The 23,936-nt window shown below is 73.7% G+C and carries 25 protein-coding genes and 1 pseudogene; 12 read left to right on the forward strand and 14 right to left on the reverse strand.

What is annotated here, in order from left to right; genetic code table 11:
• Positions 1-108 precede the first annotated feature (108 nt).
• A complete protein-coding gene (locus tag Sri02f_RS27205; protein ID WP_167467626.1) occupies positions 109-348 on the forward strand; it encodes a hypothetical protein in 240 nt (79 codons plus the stop codon).
• Positions 348-731 (forward strand): toxin Doc, encoded by a 384-nt coding sequence (locus tag Sri02f_RS27210; protein ID WP_109003954.1) that lies wholly within the window; start codon positions 348-350, stop codon positions 729-731. Before Sri02f_RS27205 ends, Sri02f_RS27210 begins: the two co-directional genes overlap by 1 nt.
• Here Sri02f_RS27210 and Sri02f_RS27215 read toward each other — a convergent pair.
• From Sri02f_RS27215 to Sri02f_RS27230, 4 genes are read right to left on the reverse strand one after another with little or no spacing between them, the layout of a single operon-like run.
• A complete protein-coding gene (locus Sri02f_RS27215; RefSeq protein WP_109003955.1) occupies positions 692-2,224 on the reverse strand; it encodes a glycosyltransferase 87 family protein in 1,533 nt (510 codons plus the stop codon). The genes Sri02f_RS27210 and Sri02f_RS27215 overlap by 40 nt on opposite strands.
• Complete coding sequence (locus Sri02f_RS41830; protein WP_245970823.1) at positions 2,221-3,084, reverse strand: class I SAM-dependent methyltransferase; 864 nt, start codon at positions 3,082-3,084, stop codon at positions 2,221-2,223. The genes Sri02f_RS27215 and Sri02f_RS41830 overlap by 4 nt, the downstream gene beginning before the upstream one ends.
• Positions 3,081-3,737 carry a TIGR04282 family arsenosugar biosynthesis glycosyltransferase gene (locus Sri02f_RS41835; RefSeq protein ID WP_109003956.1) on the reverse strand — a complete coding sequence of 219 codons (657 nt, stop codon included), beginning with the start codon at positions 3,735-3,737 and terminating at the stop codon, positions 3,081-3,083. Before Sri02f_RS41835 ends, Sri02f_RS41830 begins: the two co-directional genes overlap by 4 nt.
• The gene (locus tag Sri02f_RS27230) at positions 3,734-4,453 is read right to left on the reverse strand and encodes a glycosyltransferase family 2 protein (RefSeq protein ID WP_245970824.1); all 720 of its coding nucleotides are present in this window, start codon (positions 4,451-4,453) and stop codon (positions 3,734-3,736) included. Before Sri02f_RS27230 ends, Sri02f_RS41835 begins: the two co-directional genes overlap by 4 nt.
• A 112-nt stretch (positions 4,454-4,565) precedes the next feature.
• Here Sri02f_RS27230 and Sri02f_RS27235 point away from each other — a divergent pair, with 112 nt between their 5' ends.
• Both Sri02f_RS27235 and Sri02f_RS27240 read left to right on the forward strand, forming a co-directional pair.
• On the forward strand, positions 4,566-5,291 hold the full coding sequence (locus Sri02f_RS27235) for a response regulator transcription factor (protein WP_109003958.1): 726 nt from the start codon (positions 4,566-4,568) through the stop codon (positions 5,289-5,291).
• Positions 5,281-6,393 (forward strand): sensor histidine kinase, encoded by a 1,113-nt coding sequence (locus tag Sri02f_RS27240; RefSeq protein ID WP_109003959.1) that lies wholly within the window; start codon positions 5,281-5,283, stop codon positions 6,391-6,393. Before Sri02f_RS27235 ends, Sri02f_RS27240 begins: the two co-directional genes overlap by 11 nt.
• A gap of 182 nt (positions 6,394-6,575) precedes the next feature.
• Here the strand turns inward: Sri02f_RS27240 and Sri02f_RS27245 are convergent, their stop codons facing one another.
• The 5 genes and pseudogenes from Sri02f_RS27245 to Sri02f_RS27265 form a co-directional block, all read right to left on the reverse strand.
• The gene (locus Sri02f_RS27245) at positions 6,576-7,637 is read right to left on the reverse strand and encodes an NAD-dependent epimerase/dehydratase family protein (protein WP_109003960.1); all 1,062 of its coding nucleotides are present in this window, start codon (positions 7,635-7,637) and stop codon (positions 6,576-6,578) included.
• A 53-nt stretch (positions 7,638-7,690) separates the two neighbouring features.
• Positions 7,691-8,314, reverse strand: a complete 624-nt coding sequence (locus Sri02f_RS27250) for a hypothetical protein (RefSeq protein ID WP_109003961.1) — start codon at positions 8,312-8,314, stop codon at positions 7,691-7,693.
• Between the two features lie 298 nt (positions 8,315-8,612).
• A complete protein-coding gene (locus Sri02f_RS27255; RefSeq protein WP_109003962.1) occupies positions 8,613-9,017 on the reverse strand; it encodes a hypothetical protein in 405 nt (134 codons plus the stop codon).
• A complete protein-coding gene (locus tag Sri02f_RS27260; protein ID WP_109003963.1) occupies positions 9,014-10,150 on the reverse strand; it encodes a molybdopterin-dependent oxidoreductase in 1,137 nt (378 codons plus the stop codon). The genes Sri02f_RS27255 and Sri02f_RS27260 overlap by 4 nt, the downstream gene beginning before the upstream one ends.
• 155 nt (positions 10,151-10,305) lie before the next feature.
• Positions 10,306-10,776, reverse strand: a pseudogene (locus tag Sri02f_RS27265) (hypothetical protein); the annotation flags it as partial.
• Between the two features lie 213 nt (positions 10,777-10,989).
• Here Sri02f_RS27265 and Sri02f_RS27270 point away from each other — a divergent pair.
• The 3 genes from Sri02f_RS27270 (at position 10,990) to Sri02f_RS27280 (ending at position 13,447) form a co-directional block, all read left to right on the forward strand.
• Positions 10,990-11,424 carry a VOC family protein gene (locus Sri02f_RS27270; RefSeq protein ID WP_109003964.1) on the forward strand — a complete coding sequence of 145 codons (435 nt, stop codon included), beginning with the start codon at positions 10,990-10,992 and terminating at the stop codon, positions 11,422-11,424.
• A gap of 367 nt (positions 11,425-11,791) precedes the next feature.
• Positions 11,792-12,760, forward strand: coding sequence for a PASTA domain-containing protein (locus tag Sri02f_RS27275; RefSeq protein WP_109003965.1), 969 nt, complete (start codon positions 11,792-11,794; stop codon positions 12,758-12,760).
• 237 nt (positions 12,761-12,997) lie between these two features.
• Positions 12,998-13,447, forward strand: a complete 450-nt coding sequence (locus Sri02f_RS27280; protein WP_109003966.1) for a spore-associated protein — start codon at positions 12,998-13,000, stop codon at positions 13,445-13,447.
• Between the two features lie 526 nt (positions 13,448-13,973).
• On the opposite strand, the gene Sri02f_RS27285 is transcribed toward Sri02f_RS27280, so the two are convergent.
• The gene (locus Sri02f_RS27285; protein ID WP_109003967.1) at positions 13,974-14,216 is read right to left on the reverse strand and encodes a DUF5302 domain-containing protein; all 243 of its coding nucleotides are present in this window, start codon (positions 14,214-14,216) and stop codon (positions 13,974-13,976) included.
• A gap of 228 nt (positions 14,217-14,444) precedes the next feature.
• Between Sri02f_RS27285 and Sri02f_RS43080 the strand changes: the two genes are divergently transcribed.
• The 5 genes from Sri02f_RS43080 to Sri02f_RS27315 all read left to right on the forward strand — a co-directional run bounded on the left by Sri02f_RS43080 (position 14,445) and on the right by Sri02f_RS27315 (position 19,258).
• A complete protein-coding gene (locus tag Sri02f_RS43080; protein ID WP_245970825.1) occupies positions 14,445-14,993 on the forward strand; it encodes a hypothetical protein in 549 nt (182 codons plus the stop codon).
• Between the two features lie 231 nt (positions 14,994-15,224).
• Complete coding sequence (locus Sri02f_RS27300; protein WP_245970826.1) at positions 15,225-15,587, forward strand: STAS domain-containing protein; 363 nt, start codon at positions 15,225-15,227, stop codon at positions 15,585-15,587.
• Between the two features lie 188 nt (positions 15,588-15,775).
• Positions 15,776-17,530 (forward strand): bifunctional phosphatase PAP2/diacylglycerol kinase family protein, encoded by a 1,755-nt coding sequence (locus Sri02f_RS27305; protein WP_109003969.1) that lies wholly within the window; start codon positions 15,776-15,778, stop codon positions 17,528-17,530.
• 1 nt (position 17,531) lies between these two features.
• Complete coding sequence (locus Sri02f_RS27310; RefSeq protein WP_109003970.1) at positions 17,532-18,485, forward strand: YihY/virulence factor BrkB family protein; 954 nt, start codon at positions 17,532-17,534, stop codon at positions 18,483-18,485.
• Between the two features lie 2 nt (positions 18,486-18,487).
• Positions 18,488-19,258 (forward strand): phosphatase PAP2 family protein, encoded by a 771-nt coding sequence (locus tag Sri02f_RS27315; RefSeq protein ID WP_109003971.1) that lies wholly within the window; start codon positions 18,488-18,490, stop codon positions 19,256-19,258.
• Positions 19,259-19,511: 253 nt separating this feature from the next.
• Here the strand turns inward: Sri02f_RS27315 and Sri02f_RS27320 are convergent, their stop codons facing one another.
• The 4 genes from Sri02f_RS27320 to Sri02f_RS27335 all read right to left on the reverse strand — a co-directional run bounded on the left by Sri02f_RS27320 (position 19,512) and on the right by Sri02f_RS27335 (position 23,705).
• Positions 19,512-21,065 (reverse strand): FAD-dependent oxidoreductase, encoded by a 1,554-nt coding sequence (locus Sri02f_RS27320; protein WP_109003972.1) that lies wholly within the window; start codon positions 21,063-21,065, stop codon positions 19,512-19,514.
• Positions 21,062-21,793: a methyltransferase domain-containing protein gene (locus Sri02f_RS27325; protein ID WP_109003973.1), complete on the reverse strand. Its 732-nt coding sequence runs from the start codon at positions 21,791-21,793 to the stop codon at positions 21,062-21,064. The genes Sri02f_RS27320 and Sri02f_RS27325 overlap by 4 nt, the downstream gene beginning before the upstream one ends.
• Positions 21,794-21,911: 118 nt before the next feature.
• Complete coding sequence (locus tag Sri02f_RS27330) at positions 21,912-23,108, reverse strand: lycopene cyclase family protein (RefSeq protein WP_109003974.1); 1,197 nt, start codon at positions 23,106-23,108, stop codon at positions 21,912-21,914.
• A 183-nt stretch (positions 23,109-23,291) separates the two neighbouring features.
• Positions 23,292-23,705: a hypothetical protein gene (locus tag Sri02f_RS27335; RefSeq protein ID WP_109003975.1), complete on the reverse strand. Its 414-nt coding sequence runs from the start codon at positions 23,703-23,705 to the stop codon at positions 23,292-23,294.
• Between the last annotated feature and the right edge of the window lie 231 nt (positions 23,706-23,936).

Here is a 23,936-nt window from a genome sequence, read left to right on the forward strand (position 1 = left end):
GTCCGGACACCGGTTTTCCTCGGCCACCGCTCGGGCCGTCCGCGGCAAGCCGCGGCTTGCCGCGCCGGAGGCTGGCACGATCAGGTACCTGATAGGTACCCTGCTGGTATGCCATCACTGAATGTGACCTTCACCGAAGAGGAAATGGAAGGCGTGCGTACCGCTGCCGCGGCCGAGGGCAAGAGCCTGAAGCAGTACATGCACGACCTCGGTGTCCGCGAGATGCGCCGCAAGCAGTTCGTCGCCGGCGCCGCCTCGTGGGCCGAGAGGCTCCGGGCAGAGTTCGACGAGGCGTTCCCCGACGAGGTCCCGCCGTCGCAGCGCGGCCGGGGAGCTGCTGCCGCCTGATGAGCGAGATCCTCTACATCGACGTCCCCTGGCTCCTGGACGTCCAGGAGGCCGCCCTCGGCAACGACGACGTGTCCGTCACCGACTACTCGGCGCTGGTGGCGGCCGTCGCACGGCACAGGACGCGTATGCCGACGCTCGCGGCCTCCGATCCCGACGTCGCATGGCGCGCGGCCGCCCTTCTGCACACCGTCGTGCGCCTGGAGCCGTTGCCGCACCGCAACAGCCTCTTCGCCGCGTTCGTCGCGGGCCAGTACATGGACCAGTCGGGGGAAGGGATCGATCCGCCCTACGGCGGCTTCTCGGACCTGGTCAGGAAGATCCGCGAGGCCCGCCTGACGATCTACGCCGTCGCGGACGTCCTGCGCTCCTGGAGAGTCTGACGCCGCCGGTCCGCCCGGGGCCCGGACGCGTCAGGGCCCCCGAAGCGGCGCCGCAGACCGCGGCGCGCCCCCTCGGAGCGCAGGACGGATCCGACGGCGATCACGACGGCCGCGCTGCCGTAGGCCCATGCCTGGAGGGGGAAGCCGGGCAGCAGGCGGCCGCCGATGTACAGGGCGGTGCCGGCGAGGGTGACGGTCAGCCATTCCCAGCGTCCGTCCATGGCCACGAGGGCGACCACCAGCAGGGAGTACCAGGGGTAGCTCGGCGAGAAGAGGAGCAGGGCGGTGCCGACGACCAGAAGGGCGCCGCGCCAGGGGCGGGCCGGGTCTCCCCGCCACCACACGTACAGCACGGTCAGGCCCAGCAGCAGCGCCGCGGCCACGCCCGCGGCGGTGTCGGGCAACAGGAGCCTCAGCAGGGCGAAGCGGCGTACGTGGCCGGGTTCGTAGCCCTCCTCGTGGAGGTAGCCGGGAAGGTAGCCCAGGACGCCCGCGCCGGAACTCACGACGTAGGGCAGGTAGGCGAGCCCCACCGCGGCGACGGCCGCCGCGGCGACCAGGAGAACGCGCAGCGGACCGCGCTGCCCGGACAGTGCGCCGGGGAGAACGAGGACCGGCAGGAGCTTGACGGCGATCGCGGCGCCGAGCAGCGCGCCCCGGCGGGTCCCGGCGGTGGCGGTGCCGAGGGCGAGCACGACGAACAGGACGCCCAGGGTGTCGATATGGGCGTTGTTGACGGCTTCCAGGGCGACGGCGGGGCACCATGCCCACAGCGCGGCCCGGGCCGGGGCCCGCCGCGGGTCGCCGCGGCGGCGCAGGACGGCCAGCAGGGCGAGGGTCGTGCCGAAGGCCAGGACCGCTCCGCCGGCCTGGAGCGGCTTGTGGCGGCTGCCGGGAGGGGAGAGGGTGTGCACCGCGAAGAACCAGCCCTCGGCCACGGGCGGGTAGATCGTGGGGACGGCGGGCCGGTTGATGCGCACGCAGAGGCCCTTGGCCGTGTGGGTCAGTCCCCATCCCTCGCAGGCGGTCCGGGTGGGGAACAGCCAGTCGTCGCGCAGGGGGGCGAGTTCCGGTGCGGCCGGCGGGTGGGCGTAGGGAGAGATTCCGGCGGCCTGGACCCGGCCGTCCCAGGCGTAGCGGTACATGTCGTTGCTGGTGCGGGGCTGTGCGGTGAGTCCGGCCAGGGCTATCGCGGCCGAGCCGGCGAGGACGAGGACGGTCGCGGCGCGGGCCGGGACCTTGCGCACGGTCCACACGGCTGCGGCGAACAGCGTCCAGGCGAGGGCGTATCCGCCGAGCAGGCGGCCGGGGGTGCTCTCGTGGTCGCCCTCGTGCAGGGTGCCGGCGATGACGCCGGCGACGGCGAGGAGAAGGGCCGCGGTCACCGCGACACGGGTCCGGGCGGCCCGTGGGGTGGCCGGTGCGGCGGGACCCGGGGACGCCGGCGGGGCGGGGTGAGCGGGATCCCGCAGGCGCGGGCCGGTGGTTGTCATGGGTGGCTCGTTCCTCCGCGGCGCATGGGATGGACGGCGTCGGTCCGCGCGGTCGGGCGGTGGAGTTCGAGGAAGACGCGATCGCCGCTCGTCCACCGGCCGGTGAGGATCCAGCCGGTCGCGTCGGCGGCGTGCAGCAGGGCGGTGGCGCCGACCCGGGCCCACGGAAAGGGGCGTCCGTGGCGGCCGTCGGCGTCCTCGACGCGGACGGTGAGGCGTTCGTCCACGTCGTGCGGGGCCGCTTCGGCCAGCAGGCGCCCGCCGGGGCGGAGCAGTCGGTGCAGGCGGGCCAGCAGCGCCGCCGGGTCGCCGCCGATGCCGATGTTGCCGTCCATCAGCAGCACCGTGCCCCAGCGGCCCTCCCGGGGCAGCCGGTCGAAGACGGACCGGCGCAGGGCGGTCCCGCCCTGTCGCCGGGTGAGGGCGACGGCGGCGGGGCTGACGTCCACGCCGAGCACGGTCGTGCCACGGGCGGACAGTGCGGCGACCAGCCGTCCGGGACCGCACCCGACGTCGAGGACGGGCCCGGTGCAGCGGTGCAGCACGTCGGTGTCGGCGGCGTCGGGCGGGGCGCAGTAGCGCTCCACGTCCAGGGGCAGCAGCTCGGACGCCCCTGCGGGAGGCGTCGTCATGCGGCGCAGGTACAGGGGGCCGCGGCCCAGCCGCACGGCACGCCCGTAGGGGTCGTCCGTCCAGGGCTCCCCCGGCTCGGCGGGCGCATACCGGTCGGCGCGCCGCCCGCCCGCCGGGAGCGGGGACGAAAGCGTCACCTGGAGGTGGTCTTCTGGGGGCGGTGTCCGCTCGCCGGCCTCGGTCCGGGCGGTGACGGCGGTGCGCGCGTCCTGCGCGAGGCCGCTCAACGGACGGCCTGCGCGAGCGAGGCCATGGCGGCGGCGAAGCGGGAGCGGGGCGGGCAGCAGGCGGCCACCGACGCGGCGTCGGCCGCGGTGTCCACGTCGCGCAGCGTCGGCAGTCGCCCGATGCTCAGGCCCGCGTCGACGAGCCTGCGGCGCTGGACGGCTCCGGTGCGGTCGGTGGACATCGTCACGCCCCTGACGAGGGCCCCGGCGCGGGCCGGTTCGGCGAAGCCCAGGGCCCAGAAGCCGCCGTCGGCGGCGGGGCCGAACCAGGCGTCGTGCCCGTCGCGGCCGACCTGGGCCAGCAGGTCCGGGGTGAGCTGCGGGGTGTCCATGCCGACCAGCAGGGCCGGGCCGTCGTCGCAGAGCTCGAAGGCGGCGGCGATGCGCTCGTCGAGGCCGCCGGATCCCTGGGGCGCGACCTCGTAACCGGGCGGCAGCCAGCGGCCGGGGGTCCCGTCGAGGACGAGCACCCGGCGCCGGGCGGGCGCCCGGAGCACGGCGTGCAGCGTGTCGGTCAGAGCGGCCTCGGCCAGAACGGCGGCCTCCTGCGGCGTGTACGGCGGGGTGAGGCGGGTCTTGACCCGTCCGGGCACCGGCTCCTTGGCGATGACCAGCAAGGTGGGCGAGCCGGCGGTCGTGGGGCGGGGGTTCATCGGACGCCTCCCAGGACGCTCGCGCCGAGGGCCGACGCGTCGGCCGGCGGCTCGGCGAGGACGGCGCGCATGTCGCGCACGGCCTGCCAGGTGCCGCGCCAGGTGCCGGTGACCTTGGAACGGCCCGCGCGGGGAAGGTAGGGCACGTCGGTCTCCGTCACCCGCCAGTCGGCGTCGGCGGCGCGGACCACCATCTGCAGGGGATAGCCGGAGCGCCGGTCGGTCAGGCGCAGGGCGAGCAGCGCCTCCCGTCGGGCGGCGCGCATGGGCCCCAGGTCGTGCAGACGCAGCCCGGTGCGGCGGCGCACCAGACGCGCCAGTTCGAGGTTGGCGAGCCGGGCGTGCAGGGGCCAGGCGCCGCCGGTGGTGGGCCGGCGCCGGCCCAGGACCAGATCCGCGGCGCCGTCGAGGACGGGGCCGGCGACGGCCGGCAGCAGTCCGGGGTCGAGAGAGGCGTCGCAGTCGCAGAAGCAGACCACGTCGGCCGTCGCCGCGGTGAGGCCAGCGTGGCAGGCGGCGCCGAAGCCGCGCCGGGGCTCGTGGACCACATGGGCGCCCAGGGCGCGGGCGATGTCGGGAGAACCGTCGGTGGAGCCGTTGTCGACGACGATCGCGCGCCAGCCGGGCGGGATCCGCTCCAGCACCCAGGGCAGGGCCTCGGCCTCGTCGAGGCAGGGCAGCACGACGTCCACGGAAGGGGGGAATGTGTTGATCACCTCACTCACTGTACGGACGCAAAACAGGCATAAGGTATTTCGTGTTCTTACGGAACGCTGACGTCGCCCGTCGCATCCGTCGCGGGCGAGTTCCTGGTGTGAGACTCGGCATGTGAAACGCGTACTCGTCGTCGATGACGACCCCACCGTCTCCGAGGTCGTCGCCGGATATCTCGACCGGGCGGGCTTCGCCGTGGACGTGGCCGCCGACGGTCCCACCGCTGTCGCCCAGGCCGCCCTCCGCAAGCCCGACCTGGTCGTGCTGGACCTGATGCTGCCCGGCATGGACGGACTGGAGGTCTGCCGCCGCATCCGCGCCACCGCGCCGCTACCGGTGATCATGCTGACCGCGCGGGGCGACGAGGAGGACCGCATCCTCGGCCTGGAGGTCGGCGCGGACGACTACGTCACCAAGCCCTTCAGCCCCCGGGAGCTGGTCCTGCGGGTGGAGTCCGTGCTGCGCAGGTCGAGCGCGCCGACCGCCGCGCGGGCCGCGACGGCGGAGCCGTGGCTGCGCTCCGGACCGCTCGCCCTGGACCCCACCGCCCGGCGCGTCACCCGCGACGGCACCGAACTCGCCCTCACCATCCGCGAGTTCGACCTGCTGGAGTTCTTCATCCGGCACCCCGGCCGGGCGACGACCCGGGAGCAGTTGATGCAGCGGGTCTGGGGCTGGGAGTTCGGCGATCTGTCGACGGTCACCGTGCACGTGCGGCGGCTGCGCGAGAAGGTCGAGGACGACCCGGCCCGTCCGCGTCTGATCAGCACGGTGTGGGGCGTCGGCTACCGCTTCGATCCGCCCGGGAGCCCGGAAGGCGGGGTCGGCGATGGTCGGTGACACGCTCCTCATAGCGCTCTACGCGGCGATCGGCGCGGCGGGCGCCGGACTCGTGGGCGCGGTGGCCCTGCGGGCGCTGCGCAACCGGTCCGTCTCGGTGTCCCTGGCCGTGGTCGCCGCCGTCACCGTGGCGGCGATGCTCGCCGGGACCATGCTGGTGTCGCGCGCGATGTTCCTCTCCGAGCACGACCTGTGGGTGGTGACGATGGTCTGCTCGATGGCCGCGGCCGTCTCGCTCGTCGTGGCGCTGCTCCTGGGCCGCAGTGTCGTCAGAGGGAGCCGGGAGCTGGCGGAGGCCACGCGCGCCCTCGGGGAGGACGGCAGCTTCATTCCGCCGGCCGCCGCGCCCACCGCCGAACTCGCTCAACTGAGCCGCCAGCTGGCCGCCACCAGCACCAAGCTGGCCGCCTCCCGGGAACGGGAGCGGACCCTCGAGGCCTCTCGGCGTGAACTGGTCGCCTGGATCTCGCACGACCTGCGCACCCCGCTGGCCGGTCTGCAGGCGATGACCGAGGCCCTTGAGGACGGCATGGTCGACGATCCCCGCGTCTACCTCACCCGCATCCGTGCGGAGGTCGGCCGTATGAGCGGCATGGTCGGCGACCTGTTCGAACTGTCCCGTATCCAGGCCGGCGTACTCGCCCTCTCGCCGACCCGGATGTCCGTCTACGACCTCGTCGGCGACGCCATCGCCGGAGTCGACGCGCTGGCCAGAGAACACGGGGTGCGGCTCGTGGGCCACGGGGTCGACGCCGTGCCGGTGGAGGTCGACGGCCGCGAGATGTCCCGTGTCCTGGCCAACCTGCTCGTCAACGCGATCCGCCGCACGCCCGCGGACGGCACGGTCGCCGTCTCGGCGCACCGCGAGGCCGACCGCGTCGTGCTGTCGGTGACCGACGGCTGCGGCGGGATCGCCCCCGAGGACCTGCCCCGCGTCTTCGACACCGGCTGGCGCGGCACCGACGCCCGCACCCCGCCGGCCGGCGCGGGGCTCGGCCTGGCCATCGTGCGCGGCATCGTGGAGGCCCACCAGGGACGCGCGGCGGTGTGCAACGTGCCGGGCGGCTGCCGGTTCGAGGTGCATCTGCCCGCGGTGGTCTGAGGTGCATCTGCCCGCGGTGGCGGGTGGTCTGAGGTGCGCCTGCTGTCGGTGGTCCGGGTGCGCCTGGCGCCGGTGGTGCGAGGTGCGCCTGCCGCCGGTGGTGCGAGGACGACGACGGCGGGCCGGCCCGGTGGGAGACCCGGGCCGGCCCGCCATGGCCGTCGTGGAGCGGGCGGGCGACGTCACCCGGCCCGCAGCGGCGCCGAGGCGAACTCCGTCATGCCTTCCGCGAAGGGGACCTGCGGCTTCCAGCCCGACTCGTCGCGCAGCCGCTGGGAGGACGCCGTGATGTGGCGGACGTCGCCGAGCCGGTACTCCCCCGTGACGACCGGCGTCGGCCCGCCGTAGGCCTCGGCCAGCGCACCGGCCATCTCCCCCACCGTGTGCGGCTCTCCGCTTCCGACGTTGTACGCCCGCAGGCCACCGTCCGAGGAGCCGCCCGGAGTGTCCAGGCCGTCCAGGGCCGCGAGATTGGCGCCCGCGACATCGCGGACGTGCACGAAGTCCCGGCGTTGGCCGCCGTCCTCGAAGACGCGCGGAGCCTCGCCGCGCGAGAGCGCGGAGCGGAACAAGGAGGCGACGCCCGCGTAGGGCGTGTCCCTGGGCATTCCCGGGCCGTACACGTTGTGGTAGCGCAGGGCGGCGACCCGCCCTGCGGTCGCCCGCGCCCAGGCGGCGGCCAGATGCTCCTGGGCCAGCTTGGTGGCCGCGTACACGTTGCGCGGATCGGCCGGGGCGTCCTCCCCCACCAGGCCGGCCGCCAGCGGCTCCCCGCAGTGCGGACACGGCGGCTCGAAGCCGCCCGCCTCCAGATCGGCCTCCCGACGCGGACCGGGCCGTACGACGCCGTGCCGGGAGCACTCGTACCGTCCCTCGCCGTACACCACCATCGAACTCGCCAGCACCAGGCGCCGCAGGCCCGCTTCGGCCATTCCGGCCAGGAGCACGGCGGTGCCGAGGTCGTTGCAGCCCACGTAGTCCGGGGCGTCGGCGAAGTCCTTGCCGAGTCCGACCATCGCGGCCTGGTGGCAGACGGCGTCCACCCCCCGCAGGGCGTCGGCCACCGCGTCCTTGTCGCGGACGTCGGCGTGTCGCCAGTCCGTCCCGTCGGGAATCTCGGGCGCTGTGCGGTGGGCGGCGGGCAGCAGTGCGTCGAGGACGCGGACCTCGTGCCCGGCGCCCAGGAAAGCGGTGACGATGTGCGAGCCGATGAAGCCCGCCCCTCCAGTGACCAGGATCAACATGCCACCGACGGTAGGGGCCGCCGCCCGCTCGTGGGCCGTTCGGCTCGCGGACGTCAGGGGTTCGTAAGCCTTTCCGGCTCCCGCACCCGGCCGGCAGGCCGGGCCGCCGCCGCGACCGTCAGCAGGGCGAAGGCCACGGCGAAGCCCAGCATGGTGAACACGCCCCTCGGCCAGAAGATGTGGCTGTCGGCGAACGACCAGCAGGCGGCGAACAGGACGACCGCGCCCGGCAGGATCCGCGCACCGTGCCGCCGCCACAGCACCGCGCAGCCGGCGAGCGAGGCGACGGCCAGCCCGTACACGCCGGTCCGGCCCAACTGGTCGCCGGTGGCGAAGAGCCGCCCGGCCGCCCCGTGGACGCCGTGGTCGACCACCGTCCCGGCGGAGATGCCCGCCACCGCGTCCAGACCGGAGTAGTACGCGGCGAAGCAGGCGCAACCGGCCCAGGCGAGCACCGTCAGGGCCCCGTCCGCATCCCGGCGCGGCCTTCCCCACAAAGGGACGACCAGGCCGAGGACGAGAAGGGGGAAGACGGGCAGCAGGGCGATGTGCAGTCCGGCCCAGTCACCCGCCGTCGCCGGGGTCAGATGCCGGGGATGCACCAGGCCCGCGGCGGCCAACAGCAGCGGAGGGGCAGTGACCAGGGCCGTGACGCGCGCGGTACGCAGAGATCGCATCCGCCCACGCTAGGGGGCCCGGCAGCGCACCGACCGGGTCGCCCGGTACGCGTAAGACACCCGTAAGACGTCGTGCCCCAGGGCGGATCCGGCGGTGCGCCCGGCGGTGGTTGGCGGCGCACATGGCGGCGCGTCGGCGGCCCACATGACGGCGCGTCCCACGACACGCAGGCGACGCGTCCGTCCCACGACACGCATGGCTTCGCTTCCCATGACACGCATGGCGACGCTTCCCACGACACGCCTGGCGACGCGTCCGACGACGCATGGCGGCGCTTCCGACGGCTGGACCGGCTCGTCACCGACCAGGCCGACGACGTCTGCGCGCGAACCCCCGCGCGGCCGCCCACAGCGCCGTCACCGTGGCCACGGCCACCAGTGAGATCAGCCAGTTGCGCGGATAGTCCAGCGGCAGCACCGACGGGTTGGCCGTCCTCCCCGGTCGCAGCAGCACGGGCAGTGCCACCGCCGTCAGCGCGCCCGCGACGAGGAGGGCCCCGCGCACCGGCCCCCGGCTGCCGCCCCGCACCAGCACCAGCCCGACCAGCAGCACCACGGGCGCGAGCACCAGGTCGTGCAGGAGGGCCGCCCCTCCCAGCCAGACGAGCACATCCGTCGGATCGCGCACGTCCGTCAGCAGCGACGCCCCGACGGCCATGAGCGCCACACCGGCCGTACCCACCAGCACCCGCAGCGCCTTCACGTCGTCACCTCCAGTCGGCCCACCCATTTGGTCTGCAGCACACCCGGCCGGTCGGGGGCGATGAGCCGCGCCGGATATCCGTGGTCGGGGTCGAGTTCCTCGCCGTTGAGACGCAGGGCGAGCAGGGTCAGCGGGTCACGGGCGTGCTCATGGCCCATCTCCGACACCCGGTAGCCGCCCCTCAGCTGCAAGGAGACGACCCGCACCCGCGCGTGGGCCGGCGCGCCCGCACGCTCCAGCAGGTCCACGACGCGAACGCCGCCCCAGCGCGCCGACTTGCTCCATCCCTCCACACAGGCGATCGGCAGCTCCACCTCGTGCTGCGGCAGAGCGCGCAACTCGTCCAGGGTGAGGGTGTAGGACCGCGGACCGGCGACCACCAGCCGGTACGCCTCGTCGGCGATCCGGCCGACACCGGCCGCCGCGGCCGTCCGGTTCACCGGCAGCGACTGCGGCCCCTTGTCCGGATCCCGGGGTGCGAACAGCAGGAAGTCCTTCAGCGGGGTGAACGACTGGCCCACGGTGGTGAGCGTGACGGCTCCGACCGCGGCGCCCACCGCGGCCAGCAGCGAGCGCCGGTCGGGGCCGTCCTCGACGGGCAGGGCGAGCGTGCCGGGTGATCGGCGGCTCCAGTGCGCACCGATCTCCGGCGCCTTGACCGCCACGTGCAGCGCCAGCGCCCCGAACACGATCCAGGCCACCGCGTAGTGCACCGGCACGAACGAGAAGGGCCACGGATACCACTGCGCCGTGTTCAGCAGCCCGGTCGCCAGCTCGAAGACGGCGCCGGCGACCAGCACCCCCACCGACAGCCGCTCCAGGGCGTGCTTGACCGACCTCAGCGGCGGCCAGGCGAACAGCCGCGGATACACCGTCCACAGCTTGGCCAGCAGCAGCGGGATGGCCGCGATGCCGGACGCGACGTGCAGGCCCTGCGTGAGCCGGTACCCCCAGACCGGGCGGCTCGGGATGTCGTCGGCCAGCCAGCCGGGCGGATGCTGCATGAAGTGGCTGATCAGCCCGGTAACGAAGCACACCGCGAACGCCACCCCCAGCCAACGGCCGATGGAGGTCGCCGTGCGGGGATCGTGCAACCGGCCCCGGAACGCCGGCGGAGACACGTGCAGTTTCATGTCCCCATCCCACCTGCGCGCATGGCCGGTGCGGAACCATGAAACCCTTACGGAACAGGGACGTCCCGTCGGCACGACACGTGCGGCCGGGGCGCAGCACGCGGTGCATCCCGGTCAGGTCGGCGTGGACGTCCAGCTCTGTCGCAACTGCTCCAACGGACCGGACCGCATTCATCGACGATCACGGTCGGCTCCGACAGGAAGACATCCCGGTCGACCGGTCCGTAGGCCACGTTGAACGTGTCGAGCCAATACGACCAGCCGCGGATCCCCAGGGCGCTGGTGAACCGGTAGTTCAACTGCCAGCGGACCCACTGCACGGGGAGAAGCCGGACCGCCGGCGGCCTGCGCGGCCGGGGCGGCAACCCGAAGAGCGGCTCCACCCGGGCGAACACCCTGAGCCGGTCATGTTCGTCCCGCAGGCTGACGCCTGTCTCACGCAGATCCTTGTGGCCCGGACGCGGCTCAAAGCCGTCGCGCTCGGACATCTCGACGAAGTGGGCGGACCCGGAACTCGTCTCGGGCAACCGAAAGCCGTTCGGCGCCGCGTTCCTTCGGACAGCGGCCTCCCCGCCCCGGGACCGCTTCGTCCAGGACGTCTTGACCCACTGCACCGTGATGTCCACTCGCTCCACCAGCCCTTCGCCCGGAGCCCAGTGCTCCGACCGGAACCGATCTTCCGAACAGTTCGAACAGTCCGAACAGTCCTGACGGGACTCCTTCTTCGAAAGGCCGTCCTGCCGACGGTTCCCGCTCCCCCGCCATAGAGCTGTTCTGTCGTCACCACACCCATCGAATAAGGGAGTTGAGCAGGACAGCACCCCTGTTACGGTGATCCGATGACATCGATCAGGCAGTTCCAGGTCACCTTCGACTGCGCAGAACCCGAGCGCGTCGCTCGCTTCTGGTGCGAGGTGCTGGGGTACGTCGTGCCGCCGCCACCGGAGGGGTTCGACACTTGGGACGCCTTCGACCGCTCGCTGCCGCCCGGGGAACGCGGGGCATGGTTCGCATGCAGCGATCCCTCAGGCGTGGGCCCGCGACTGTTCTTCCAGCGCGTCCCCGAAGGCAAGACCGCCAAGAACCGGGTGCATCTCGACGTGCGGGTCGGCACCGGACTCGTGGGGGAAGAGCGGCTGGCCGTGCTCCAGGCCGAATGCGCACGACTGGTCGCGCTCGGCGCGACATGCGTACAGGTCCTCCTCGCCGACGAGGACAACGAGTCCTGTATCGCGATGCAGGACATCGAGGGCAACGAATTCTGCGTCGACTGAGCATCCGTGATGCCGGGATTCCGCTGCTGACCGGGCTCGCCGCCCAGCGCCACGGCCAGGCAGTCCTGCTCCGTGCCCTGACTCGCGCCGAGCGGGGGTCGTCTGCTGTCAACGTGTTCTGAGCGCGCCCCTGCGACAGTGCGTCGGCGGGTTCGGCGGGCCGCGCGTTGCGGTGGCCGCCGAGCAGGGCGAGCCGCTTCCTCCCGGGGTGTCCCGGGGCTGGCCTGGGTGTCATCGTGCCAGGTCAGTACGATGCGTGCGCACACTTGCGCGAGCGCGAAGGACGTCCCCCTTGTCTGGCCCACTCCCCTCCCCGGAGCTGCCGAAGCCGCCCCGCCCGTCGCAGGGCGCGGCACGGACGAGGTGGTTGCGGACGAACTCGGCCCGCCTCGGGCTCATCGCCGCCGTACCGCTCTGCGGGCTGATCACACCCGGGCTGGGCGCGGTCGTGCTCGCCGGTGCGACAGTCGCCCTCTGGCGGAAGAGCCCCTGGCCCAAGGAGGGCAAGGTGGTGGCGACGATCGCCGCCTCGGCGCTGTTGGGCGCGGTCGTTCCCGCTCCCGCGAAGGACGGGGCGCAGGACCGCACGGAAGCCGTGCAGAACGTTCCCGCCGCGGCGGTTCCCGCCGTGCCCGCCGCTCCCGTGGTGTCGAGCGGGCCGCTGGCGGATTTCCGGGGCACGAGTCTGGAAGTCGCGTACATCAGGATCGTCAGGACCGGTGCCACCGTCGTGTTCCACGATGCGTCCGACGCGGGCGAGGACATCGAGTTCAGCTCGCGGAGCCTGTGGACGGTCTGCTTCCAGAACGAGACGGGCGCCGCCGCGGAGCGCACGGTCGACCTCGGGGCGGTGCGCCGGGGCGACCCGTGTCCGACGCGGGACGGCGGCCCCCTTCCGCTGCCCACCATGCCCGAGTTGGTGTGGAAGACCTGGCTGCAGGCACGCAAGGAGGTCGTCGCTCTCGGGATGCCTGCCGACCGCGTCCGGGCCCGGGAGGCGTACGTCAACGACACGCTGCCCGAGGAGGGGAAGTACGACGCCTGGCGCGTGTGCGCCCATGACCCGGCGCAGGGCGCACCGGTCCGCACCGGCGCGGACGTGACGCTCTACCTCTCCTCTCCCGCCAACGGCTGCCCCGAGTCCCGGCGCGGAGTCGGCTCCTCGGCGAGGCTTTCCGACCGCGACGACGACGGCGATCCCGACTACCGCGATCCCTACCCCGGCGACCGCAACCGCACGAGCGCCTTCCCCAACGGCCTCCCCCGAGGCTCGAACGACTCGAACGACTCCGGCGGTCACGGATGGAACCCCTGCCACCACACCCGCTGGTGCTGACGCCCATCCGGTCGCGACGGCCCGCCACCGGGTGAGGGGCACCCCTCATTCCCAGGAGCCCATTGCGGCCGTCCACCTGGTGCGCACCGCGCACCGCCCCTTCGGTTGCGCCCCAACTCGGCCAAATGCACCGCCACTTGTGACCGAAAACAGCAGCAATTCCGGCACAACCATCCGAACGGCTCGCCGGTCACATAAGGCAGGAGTAACCAACTCCTAAGTACACAAGGGGGAAATATGCGCTTCACTCACACCATGTTGGGCGCCGCCGCACTGGCCGCTCTCGCTGTCGGGGCCACGACCGCCCTGGCCGCACCCGCGTCGGCCACACCCAACACCACCCCGCAGAAGGTCTGCGGCAGCGGCTACAAGACCGTGAACTCCGCCGCCGTCGGCTCGCTGGGCACCGTCTACCTGACCTACAACGCCGCCAACGGCAACAACTGCGTCGCCACCATCCGCAACAACCCCGGCACCGCCGTGGACATGTCCGCCTGGATCTACGTGCCGGACACCGACAAGGGCGACGACGACTACGGGCACTACACCTCGTTCGCGGGTCCCACCTACGTCATCGGCAAGGGCCACTGCGTGGACTGGGGCGGCGGCATCGCCAACACCACCGTCCAGGTGACCGGCTCCAACTGCGCCTCCCTCAAGGAGCTGCGGAAGACCTACACCCGCTGACCCTCCCCGGCCACTCGCCGACCGCCGGCCCGGACGACGCCCGGGCCGGCCCGAAGGCGCGGCGGCACAGGACACGCAGCACGCGGTAACGGTCCACCTTGCCCTGGCGGAGCCCACCCGGCTCCGCCAGGGCAACACCATGCACAACGGGAGCATCCCGCCGTGACGGACACGCACGAGGTAGAAGTCCTGGCCCGGATCACCAAGGGCCTCGTTCACACCGAGCCGGAAGCGGCCTTCCAGTGGCGCTCAGTGAGACCGGACGGCCGTCCGCAGCGCCGGGTACACGGCCGCTTCCGCGGCGGAGCCGACCGCCGGGCCGCCCGGGAGAGGGAAGACAGCCCGGACGGGGTCGGCGACGTTCGGCTGGAGCAGTGGGCAGGGCCGGAGCACGGCCTCACGGCGACCCCGACACCGCAACCCCGCCTCCGCGTCGAGGCCCTGCGCGGTTCGCTCCCCTCCCTCGCAGGTCACCGTCCCGGGCTGCCGAGCCCCGTCCGGTGGCCGTTACCGGGGCATACGGGACTCAGCCGCCACTCTTGCGACGGAACGACCGCTGGCTCGACGCCGGGCCGTGCGCACCGTGGATCTTCGAGGTGCCGGCGTTCGCAGCGACGTCGCCGGCGTCCCCCTGCAGGCCACGCTTGCGCGCCAGAGCCTCGCGGAACTTGCGCTTCAAGTCGTGCTGGCCGTCGTCGTCGGGCGTAGGGGAACCGCTCTCGCCGTCGACCGGCTCCGAGCCTTCGGGGGATGCAGACTCTGCAGCCATGGAGACCTCCTGGCAGTGGGCAGTGGAAAGCACAGCTTGTCATGACGGACGCTGCCGGAAGCGCCGGCTTCCTCGTCTTCCCTGAGCCGGTACTCGGCCGCCGAGCCGACACGGGGCGCATCGACCCGGCCTCGATCAGTCGGCGGTGGCGGGCGCCGGTCCGGGCGGACCGTCGCGCACATGAGGTACGCGATTCGGGGGAAACCGCGGGGGATGCAGGGAAACCAGATGTACGCCACGAGCACCGCACACGGTCGGCCTGTACGCGAAGGCGCCTCACAGCTGCGGCCCGAGGGAAGGCACCGGCGCACCGGACGACGAGGGGGCCGGTGGCATCGCAGGCTTCTGGCCTACCGCGGCGTCGAGCTGCTCCCCTCGTCCGCTCCGGCGGGCGCGGGCGAGGAGTGCCTGCTGCTGGTGCATATCCGCAAAGTGGTGGGACGGGTGACCTATCGAGCGTGCGACGAGTGCGCCGAGGGCGTGATCACCGACGTCGTCCTCGACGAGCCGTTCCGCGACTGCGGGCTCGGGACCAGGGCGCTGTCGCACCTTCGTTCCCGGCACCCCGGCGTCACCTGGCGCACGACGCTCGAAACCCGCCTCACCCGCGGCCTGCTGCGCCGTATGCGCATCCCCAGGGCAGCCGTGGAAGGGAGCTGCTCGCACCTGCGAACCGCTTCGGCCGCCTCCGCCACCTCCGCGTCCTCCGCCACCTCCGCGTCCTCCGTCTCCGCCCCTTCCTCCGCCTCCGCCACCTCCGGTCGAGGCACTCGGTGACCGGCTCGACGGTCGGCCACCAGGACGGGCTGTCGGAGCGGGGCGGTCTGTGCGACGCTGCAAGGACAACCAGCCTGGTCTGGTAGGAGGCCCCGCGCCGCCCTCGAAGGTCACAGCGTGACCGGGGCACGGTACGGGTTGTCCTGCTCGGCTGCGCGCGCCCACCACGCGTGCTCGACGCCCTCGCCATCACAGGGCGCGATGGGCTCGACCCCGACAGAGGGGCGGACCGTGAACGTCCTCGCCGTGACGACGCAGCACCATCCCACCCGCACCGTGATCACCGTCGCCGGAGACATGGACCTTCAGACATACCCCGAACTCGCGCAGGCCGCCTCCCTCGTACCGGCGCACTGCACCACGCTGGAGATGGATCTGTCCGGCGTGTCGTTCATGGACTCCAGCGGCCTGAACCTCCTTCTGCTGCTCCGCCGACGCCTCCAGGCCCACGGCGGTCGCCTCACCGTCACCGGCCTGCGTCATCAGCCGCAGCATCTGCTCGCCCTGACGGGGACCCACAGGCTGCTCACGGCCGGCACGGCCGACACGGCCGGGCATCACCGGCCACAGGCGCCCCGCCGCCCGCGCGGCTGACATCGGCGTCGGGCTCCCGGGCCGTCTCCCCCATGGCCGTCCGCGCCCTGCCGTACACCCGGGCGCGGCTCGCTGACCAGCCGTTCACCAGCGGCAGGTCTGCGCGCGGACTTCAGGGGCAGACGGTGGATCGGCCTCAACACCTGTGGCCGACAACGCCCGTACCGCGCCGACCCGTGGGAGACACGATGCCGACCGCCGCACCGGAAAGACCGGCCGAACTGCCGGGCGAAAAAGCAGGATCCGCCCGGGCCGGCCGCTCGTTCGCGCTGCCCCGAGGACTGGGCCGAACCGCCGCGCGGATCTCCGCGTTGACGGTCTGCCAGGGCGCGCTGATGGTGGGCCTGGGGCTGCTGATCACCGGCCCCGCCCGCGGGGTGTGGCCGCTGTCGGTCGAGGACGACGTCAACAAGGGCTTCGAACACGCCCGGACCGGCACGCTCACCACGATGTCGTACCTCGGGTCGGAGGCAGGCGACACCCTGACCGTGATCGCCGTCACCGTCCTGGTGTGTGCGGGCCTGATCCTGATCCCCCGTCTGCCGATGTGGCGTCAGGCCGCCTTCCTCGCCGTCGCCGTGGCGCTCCAGTCTCTGGTGTTCCTGGTCATCACCGAGTCGGTGGACCGTCATCGCCCCGAGGTCGACCGCCTCGACCCCTCACCGCCCACCTCCAGCTACACGTCCGGGCACACCGGGGCGGCCACCGCGCTCTACGGCGGACTGGCGGTGCTCGCGCTGACCCGGCTCCGCGGCCCGTGGCGGCGGATCGTGGGAGGTCTGCTGCTCCTCGTGCCGGTCGTGGTGGCCGTCGCCCGCCTCTACCGGGGCATGCACCACCCCACGGACGTCATGGGCGGCCTGGCCAACGGCAGCCTGTCCCTGCTGATCGTCGGTCGTGCCCTGTTCACCGACGGCACCGTGACCGCTCCGGTCGAGACGAGCCCCGCGCCGTCCGCCGCGAGCGCGGGGGCGGCGGTCGCACCGGGCCGGGGCCGCACCGCGGTGATCTTCAACCCGACGGTGACCGGCGAAGCCGACTGCGAGGCGCTGCGGAAGGTACTGGAACGCCACGGTCACCGCGCGCCGGTGTTCATCGAGACCACGGCGGAGGACCCGGGCACGGGTCAGACGGCCGCCGCGATCCGTGACGGCGCACAGCTGGTCGTGGTCTGCGGCGGCGACGGCACCCTGCGGGCGTCCGCGGACGCGCTGGCGGGAAGCGGCGTGCCGCTGGCTCTGGTGCCCTGCGGCACGGGCAATCTGCTGGCCCGCAACCTCGGTCTGCCGCTGTCCCCCACCGCCGCGCTCGACGCCGCCCTGCGAGGCGCACCGCGCCCCATCGACCTCGGCCGCATCGAGGGCGACGGCCTCACCGCCACCCACTTCGCCGCGATGTCCGGGGCCGGCCTCGACGCCGCGATCATGGAGCACACCGACGACCGCGCCAAGTCCGTCCTGGGCTGGCCCGCCTATGTGCTGGCCGGCGTCGGCGCGCTGCGCACACCGCGGATGCGTCTGACGGTCCGGCTCGACGACGCGCCCGCCCTGCACCGCACCGCCCGCATGGTGCTCATCGGCAACGTGGGCACCGTGCAGGGCGGGACGACGCTGCTGCCGAACGCCCGCCCCGACGACGGCCGGCTCGATCTGCTGATCCTCGACCCGCGCGGCGTCGGCGGCTGGATGCGTGCGCTGACGACCCTGCTGCGCGGTGGCGCGAAGGCGACGCACCGGCCGTCGGCCGTGGACACCGTCACGGCGCAGGACGGCGACGGGAGCGGCGTGCCGGTGGAGTTCTTCTCGTTCCGACGGGCCGAACTGGCCTTCGGCGACGCGCAGTCCCGAGAGCTCGACGGCGATCCGGTGACGCCCGGCCGCCTGCTGACCGCCGAGGTCAGGCCGGGTGCGCTGACGGTGCTGCTGCCGACCGGAGGTGCGTGACGTGGGCACCGCGACCAAGGTCCCCGAGACGCGTGACATGACCGGCGACGAACTGTCCGCCGACGAGGCCCTGATGTCGCTGCGCCGCTACGGCAGCTGGGCCCTCCTGCGCGACTCCTTCGTCCGGTTCCGGTACGCCGACGGCTTCACCCATTCCCGTGCGCTCGCCCTGCAGACGGTCCTGTCCGTGATCCCGCTGGCCATCGCGTTCGTCGGGCTGTCCACCACGCTGCACACCGAGAACATAGGCCGGATCGCCGAACTGACGATCCACCGGATGGCCGAGGGGCCCAGCGCCGACGTGGTCGACGACGCGCTCGACCGCAGCCGCCGCACGGCGGGCGACGGCGCGCAGGTCGCTCTCTGGTTCGGTCTGCTCTTCTCCCTGGTCAACACCACCACCGCGATGTGCCAGGTGGAGCGCGGCGCCAACCGGATCTACGGCAACGAGCGCGACCGCCCCTTCCGGCAGAAGTACCTGCGCGGTCTGATGATGTCCGTCATCGCCGGACTGCCGCTCGGACTCGGGTTCATCGTCATGGTGGCCGGCGGCGACCTGGCGTCCGCGGCGGTGAGCGTCTACCGGCTCGACGGAGGCGCCAGGACAGCCTGGGAGATACTGCGCTGGCCCTTCGGACTGCTGCTCGCGCTCATCTCGGCCAGCGTCATCTTCCGTCGCTCGCCCCGTCGCAAACAGCCCGGTTACACCTGGCTGGCCTTCGGCGCCGCCGTGTACCTGGTGCTGTGGACGGCGCTGACCTGGCTGCTGAGCCTCTACCTCGGCATCAGCGGTTCCTTCGACACGGTCTACGGCCCGCTCAGCGCCTTCATGTCGCTGCTGCTCTGGGCCTATCTGACCTCCATCGCCCTTTTCCTCGGACTGGCGTTCGCCGCGCAGCTGGAAGCCGCGCGAGCCCAGCGGTCCGAACCGATCGAGCCCGATCCTGGAGTCTGAACATGGTTGTGCGAGCCGCGGTCCGGCACCTCCGAGCCCATCGTCGCCGGACGGCCGACCGCAGATTCGGCGCCCGGCTGGCGGGAGCCGCCGCCGTCGCCGCCGTCGCCGCCGTGCCGTTCGCGCTGCTGCTCGTCCTCGTCGAGGGCCGGTGGCGGCCGCTGCGCCGCCTGGACGTGGACGCCGCCGAGCGACTGCACCACACGGCCGTGACCCACCCGGCGTGGACGAGTGTCCTGCGCTTCCTGTCCGACTGGGTCTGGGACCCGGCCGTCCTGCGCACGGCCGTCGCCGTGCTCACCGGCTGGCTGCTGTACCGCAGGGCCTGGCGGCTGGCCGCCTGGTCCGCCGTGACGGCCGTGGCCGGCGGACTGATCGGACTCCTGGTCAAGACGGTGGTCGAGCGGGCCAGGCCGTCCCTGGAGGATCCGGTGGCGCACGCCCCGGGATTCTCCTTCCCGTCGGGTCACGCGATGACGGCCACCACGTCGTTCGCCGTGCTGCTGCTGGTTCTGCTGCCCTTGGTGCCACGGGCCTGGCGGCCGCTGTGCTGGTGCGTCGCGGTGGTGTCGGTGCTCGGGGTCGGATTCACCCGGGTCGCGCTCGGCGTGCACTGGTTCAGCGACGTGGTGGGCGGCTGGCTGCTCGGCCTGGCCGTGGTGACGCTCACCGCCTGGGCCTTCGAGGCCTGGCGCGCCGAGGCCGGCCGGGGCCACGCCGAGGTGAGCGAGGGGCTGGAGCCCGAACTCGTCGACGCCCATCCCGAACCCTGACCGATGCGCCCCGGGGCAGCGGAGGGCGCGAGCACGACGAGGGTCGGCCGAGGTGGCGGCGGCCCAGGCGGGTTGACGGCCGTCGGGGCGATGACGCGCGTGACGGACGCGTCGCACGAGCGGAGCCACACGAGTCGAGCCGCCACACGAGTTGAGCCGCCATGCGAGCTGAGCCGCCATGCGAGCTGAGCCGCCGCCGGCGCTCGTGCGCCGCCCCCACGGCCAGGTACGAGGCCCGTTCCCCCGCCCCCGGTCACCCGAGTCGTGCGAGACCGCGCAGTGCTGCGCTGCGGCCGCGGTCGGGCACCGTCCACAGGGTCTGCCCTCTGACTCCCCAGCGCTCCAGGAGCGCGTTGGCTGCGAGGAAGCCGCTGGTGGCCGCACGTTCCATCAGGGCCACGGGCAGGTCCGTGCGCACGAGGTCGCCGGCCACGACCAGTGCGGGATCGGAGGTCCGTACCGTCGGCCGGTCCCGGTATCCGCCGACCGGGAACAGCGGGCAGTCGGCCCGCCACTCGTGCCGTGCGTCGACCACCGTCGCCGCGCGCGTCTCCGGATACACCCGGTGCAGTTGCTCCACCAGGCGTTTCTGCTCGACGTCGCGGACCGCGCGCTCGGGCAGGGCGTAGGCGTGCAGTTCGACGACCGACCCTGAGGTGCGCGAGGCCCAGCGCGCCGCCTCCCCCTCCCAGCGCTCCAGCACGCTGACGTTGTCGAGGGTTCCGTAGCCGCTGGTGCCCAGGAAGCCGGGGCGGTCGGCGGCGACCGGGCGGTCCAGCCACAGGCGTGAGACGAGGAACGGCGGCGCGGCGCGCAGCCGGGCGATCCGCTCCCGCCAGGCGGGATCCGCCAGGTGCGGGGAGCGGGCGACGAGGGAGCCGAGGCCTTCGGTGTCCAGGGCGAGGACGACGGCGTCGTGGCGCCGTTCCGTCGTGTCCGTGGCGACGACGAAGCCGCCGTCCGCTGTGGGCTCCACGATCTCGACGCGGGCGCCGGTGCGCAGGTCGACGCCGTGGCCGCGCAGGTACTCGGCCAGCGGCTCCCACAGGGCGGCGGGGAAGGGCTCGTCGGGCACGTCGAAGAGCAGGCCTTCGGCGGAGCCGAGGAAGTAGATGTGGAACATCACCACCATCTCCGCCGCGGACAGCCGGCGCGGGTCGGCGAAGAAGCTGCGGGAGAACACCTCGAACGCGAGATGGTGTGCGGCCTGCGGGAAGCGGATCGAGTGCAGGAAGTCGTGTGCGCTGACGTCGTCGAACCGCTCGTAGACCTCGGGGACGCGGACGTCCAGCAGGGGCAGCGCGGCGACCGGGTTCATGCGGACGAGGTCGTGCAGCCCGAAGGTGGGGCTCAGGGCCACGAAGCCGAGGGCGCTCCACGGCGGGGTGCGCGGGACGTGCCGGAAGCCGTCGTGCACGCCGCTGGCGTGCCGGAGCGGGTAGTCGGGCAGGCCGCGCAGGCGGGTGAGCCCCGGATCGGTGCGTCGCAGCAGTCCGCGCAGGTTGTAGTACTGGCGGAAGAACGCGTGGAAGCCGCGGCTCATGGTGACGGCGCTGCCGTCGGAGAGGACGGTCGGCCGGCCGGACAGCCGTCCGCCCAGGGCGGGTTCGCGTTCGTAGAGCGTGACGTGCACGCCCTTCTCCGCCAGGCCCGTAGCGGCCGCGAGACCGGCGATGCCGCCGCCCACGACCGCCGCCGTCGGGGGACGGTCGCCGACGACGCGCGGTGCGCCCGGGGCGGGCAGGACGGTGCGGGCGCGCCGGTCCCGGCCTCGGCGGGCGGCGTCCGGTCGCCTGGAGCGGGTCATCGGCCGTCCTCCGCGGCCGGGCCGGGGCGGCGGGCGACGACGGTGTGGGTGATGCCGGTCTGCCATCCGGGCAGGGGCAGGGTCCGCACGTCCTGGAGACCGGCGGCGCGGACCCGGGCGGCGAACCGGTCCGCCGTGTCGAAGTCCACGACGCTGCGCCACAGGTGCCGGTACAGGTCGCCGTCGCCGAGGAGGGTGGCGACGGGCAGGACGAGTCCGCGGCACACGCCGGTCCACACCGCGCGGTGGACGCCCCGGCCGCTGAGGGTGTACTCGTGCACCGCGAGCCGCCCGTGCGGGGCGAGGACGTCGCGCACCGCGCGGAGCACCGCGTCGGGATCGGTGACGTTGCGGAAGAGGTAGGCGGCGAAGACCGCGTCGAAGGGGCCCGTCACCCCTGCGTCCGCCAGCCCTTCGGCGGGGGCCCGTACGAAGGTCACCCCCTCCCGCCACGGTTTGCGCGCGGCGCGCTCCAGCATTCCGGCGGAGGCGTCCACCGCGGTGATCTCGGCGCCGGGGAGGACCGCGGCGAGGGCGGCCGTCGAGGCGCCCGTGCCGCACCCGAGGTCCAGGACGCGGAGTCCCGCGCCGCCGTCGGGCAGGCCGAGGCGGCGCGCGGAGCGGCGCAGTTGGCCGTGGTAGCCGGGGTTGGCGGCGACCAGGGTGTCGTAGCTGCGAGAAGCGTGGTCGAACGCGGCGGCCAGGTCCTCGTCGCGGAGCAGGGTCATGCGGTCTCCTCTGGTGGGCGTGCGGCCGGCCGGGGCGGCCGGAGTGCGGGGCGGTCGGCGGCGGAGGTCCCCGCGGCGCGGTCGGGGTGTTCGGGACCCCTGTCGTGTCCGGTGTCGCTCACCGGCCGGGAGGGGGCGGTTTGCGGGCCAGCCAGGGCAGCTCCGCCGCGCAGCGCAGCATCGGCAGGACGGGGGTGCGGACGCCGACGGAGAGGTCCTCGTGCAGTCGGGTGCCGCCGTCGAGGAAGCGCAGCAGCCGTTCCGTCGGCACCTGCGCGAAGAGCCGCCCGAAGAACGCGGCGCCGTCGACGCGGCCGGTGTCCAGTGCGCGCAGCATGACCGCGTCCATGGCGCGCGAGCGGGCCGAATGGGCGGGCGGCGGCATCGGGTGGCGGCCCGCGTGCAGGGCGTCCGCGACGGTGCGGGTCTGGCGCTGGACGGCGGAGAACGTGTAGCCGGTGGACGGCCGGGTGGCGCCTCCCGCGGTGCCGATGCGGAAGACGGACGGGGCCGCCCGGCGGCGGAATCGGGCGTCGGTCATGGGGATCACGCCGGTCTCGGTCGCGGTGACCTCGAAGCGGCCCAGGCGCAGCACGTCGTGGGTGTAGCGGCGCAGCTCGCGCTCGTACGCCTCGCGGGGCAGGACGGCGTCGGAGAACCGGGTGTACTCCACGAGCGCCTCATGACGTCCGGTGGGCAGGAGGTAGCCGAAGGCGAGGCCCCGGGACGGCTGCGGCACCCTGAAGTCCATGAGGTCGACCGTGCCGGTGTCGAAGACGGCCCGCTCGGTGCGCACGAACCAGCCGTGGAAGTGCTGCAACAGGGTGGTCCGGGCCGCGGGCGGTCGGGCGAGGGGCCGGGAGTCGAAGACCCAGCGGGCGTGCACCGTCACCGGACGGCCGTCGGCGGCACGGGCACGGACGTCGGCCCCGTCGGCGTCGCCGTTCACCGTCTCGACGGTCGCCTCCAGCCGCCGGACGTCGTCGCGGTGCGCCAGGTCGCGGGCCACGAGGCGCTCGAAGTCCTCGGAGCGCAGCATCTTGTAGCGGAGGGGGGCGATGTCGTCCTCGATCGGCTGTCCGGCGCGGCCGTGCACCCGCAGCCTGCGCCATTCGGCGGTCAGCGCGGCGTCGTACGGGCCGGCGCCCGGCTCCCAGTAGCACCAGGTCCGGCTCGGCGGACGGAGCGGGCCGGGCGGCGCGTCCACCAGGACGGCGGACACGCGTCGAGCTCCGGGGGCGGCCTGCGTGAGCCGGTGGGCGAGGGACAGTCCCGCCGCTCCCGCGCCCAGGATGGCCACCTCGGCGTGCACCACGAGCCGCTCCCTTCGATGTGCGCGTCCCGCCGGCGGTGTGCGGTCAGCCGGTGGCCTGTCGGAAGCATTCACCCTGGAGGCGCTCCACGGATGCAGGCTGCGCCGGGGCCGTCGGCCGTCCGGGGCTCGACCGCGGCGCGAAGGAGTGCGACGGACAGCGAAAGGGGGTGTGGGCGGCCGGTCTCAGCGGCGCTCCTCGCGGGGCCGGCCGGGCCGCAGGCGGGCGAGCAGGCGGACGAGGAAGCGGACGACGGCCCGCGCCGCCGCGGCCGGGCAGCGCAGGGCGCGCGCTCGGCCGCGCCGCACGGTGTGCGGTGTCGGCGCAGAGGTGGGCGGCGGGGTCGGGGGACGGTCTGCGGCGAGGTCGTGGCGGACCGCGGTCCACACCCGGGCGGGAGGCGTCTGCAGGGTCTCACCCGGCCGGGTCAGACGGCCCGCGGCCGCGGCGCGTTCGTAGACGGCGAGCCGTTCACGGCACCTGCGGCACAGGGTGAGATGGCGGGCGGCCGCAGCGCCCCAGGGCGCCCGGCTGCCGTCGAGGGCGCGGGTGACCAGCTCCGCGTGGGGGATGTGGGGCAGTGCCGGGCGCTCCGCCACGCCGTCCTCCTGACGTCCTCACGGTCCGCCCTCGAGCCCCGCCCCTCGCGGGGCGTGATCCCCGCGGCGGGCAGAGCTCGCAGTCACGGCTCTACGAGCACCACTACGGGCGTAGGGGCGGCACCGGATGCACCGGCCGCAGGGCCGAAGGGGCGGCGGGCGAAGGGACAGGGCAGGCGCGCGAAGGGCGGGCGCGCCCGGGTGAGTCGGAACCGGCATGGGCCGGGACGG

This window comes from Streptomyces rishiriensis (genome assembly GCF_003112535.1).
Taxonomy (GTDB): Bacteria; Actinomycetota; Actinomycetes; order Streptomycetales; family Streptomycetaceae; genus Streptomyces; species Streptomyces rishiriensis.

Coding starts and splice junctions, on each gene's coding strand:
- Sri02f_RS27205 (WP_167467626.1), top strand. CDS start 109: ATGCCATCACTGAATGTGACCTTCACCGAAGAGGAAATGGAAGGCGTG.
- Sri02f_RS27210 (WP_109003954.1), top strand. CDS start 348: ATGAGCGAGATCCTCTACATCGACGTCCCCTGGCTCCTGGACGTCCAG.
- Sri02f_RS27215 (WP_109003955.1), bottom strand. CDS start 2,224: ATGACAACCACCGGCCCGCGCCTGCGGGATCCCGCTCACCCCGCCCCG.
- Sri02f_RS41835 (WP_109003956.1), bottom strand. CDS start 3,737: ATGAACCCCCGCCCCACGACCGCCGGCTCGCCCACCTTGCTGGTCATC.
- Sri02f_RS27240 (WP_109003959.1), top strand. CDS start 5,281: ATGGTCGGTGACACGCTCCTCATAGCGCTCTACGCGGCGATCGGCGCG.
- Sri02f_RS27245 (WP_109003960.1), bottom strand. CDS start 7,637: ATGTTGATCCTGGTCACTGGAGGGGCGGGCTTCATCGGCTCGCACATC.
- Sri02f_RS27250 (WP_109003961.1), bottom strand. CDS start 8,314: ATGCGATCTCTGCGTACCGCGCGCGTCACGGCCCTGGTCACTGCCCCT.
- Sri02f_RS27260 (WP_109003963.1), bottom strand. CDS start 10,150: ATGAAACTGCACGTGTCTCCGCCGGCGTTCCGGGGCCGGTTGCACGAT.
- Sri02f_RS27270 (WP_109003964.1), top strand. CDS start 10,990: ATGACATCGATCAGGCAGTTCCAGGTCACCTTCGACTGCGCAGAACCC.
- Sri02f_RS27280 (WP_109003966.1), top strand. CDS start 12,998: ATGCGCTTCACTCACACCATGTTGGGCGCCGCCGCACTGGCCGCTCTC.
- Sri02f_RS27285 (WP_109003967.1), bottom strand. CDS start 14,216: ATGGCTGCAGAGTCTGCATCCCCCGAAGGCTCGGAGCCGGTCGACGGC.
- Sri02f_RS43080 (WP_245970825.1), top strand. CDS start 14,445: ATGTACGCCACGAGCACCGCACACGGTCGGCCTGTACGCGAAGGCGCC.
- Sri02f_RS27305 (WP_109003969.1), top strand. CDS start 15,776: ATGCCGACCGCCGCACCGGAAAGACCGGCCGAACTGCCGGGCGAAAAA.
- Sri02f_RS27315 (WP_109003971.1), top strand. CDS start 18,488: ATGGTTGTGCGAGCCGCGGTCCGGCACCTCCGAGCCCATCGTCGCCGG.
- Sri02f_RS27320 (WP_109003972.1), bottom strand. CDS start 21,065: ATGACCCGCTCCAGGCGACCGGACGCCGCCCGCCGAGGCCGGGACCGG.
- Sri02f_RS27325 (WP_109003973.1), bottom strand. CDS start 21,793: ATGACCCTGCTCCGCGACGAGGACCTGGCCGCCGCGTTCGACCACGCT.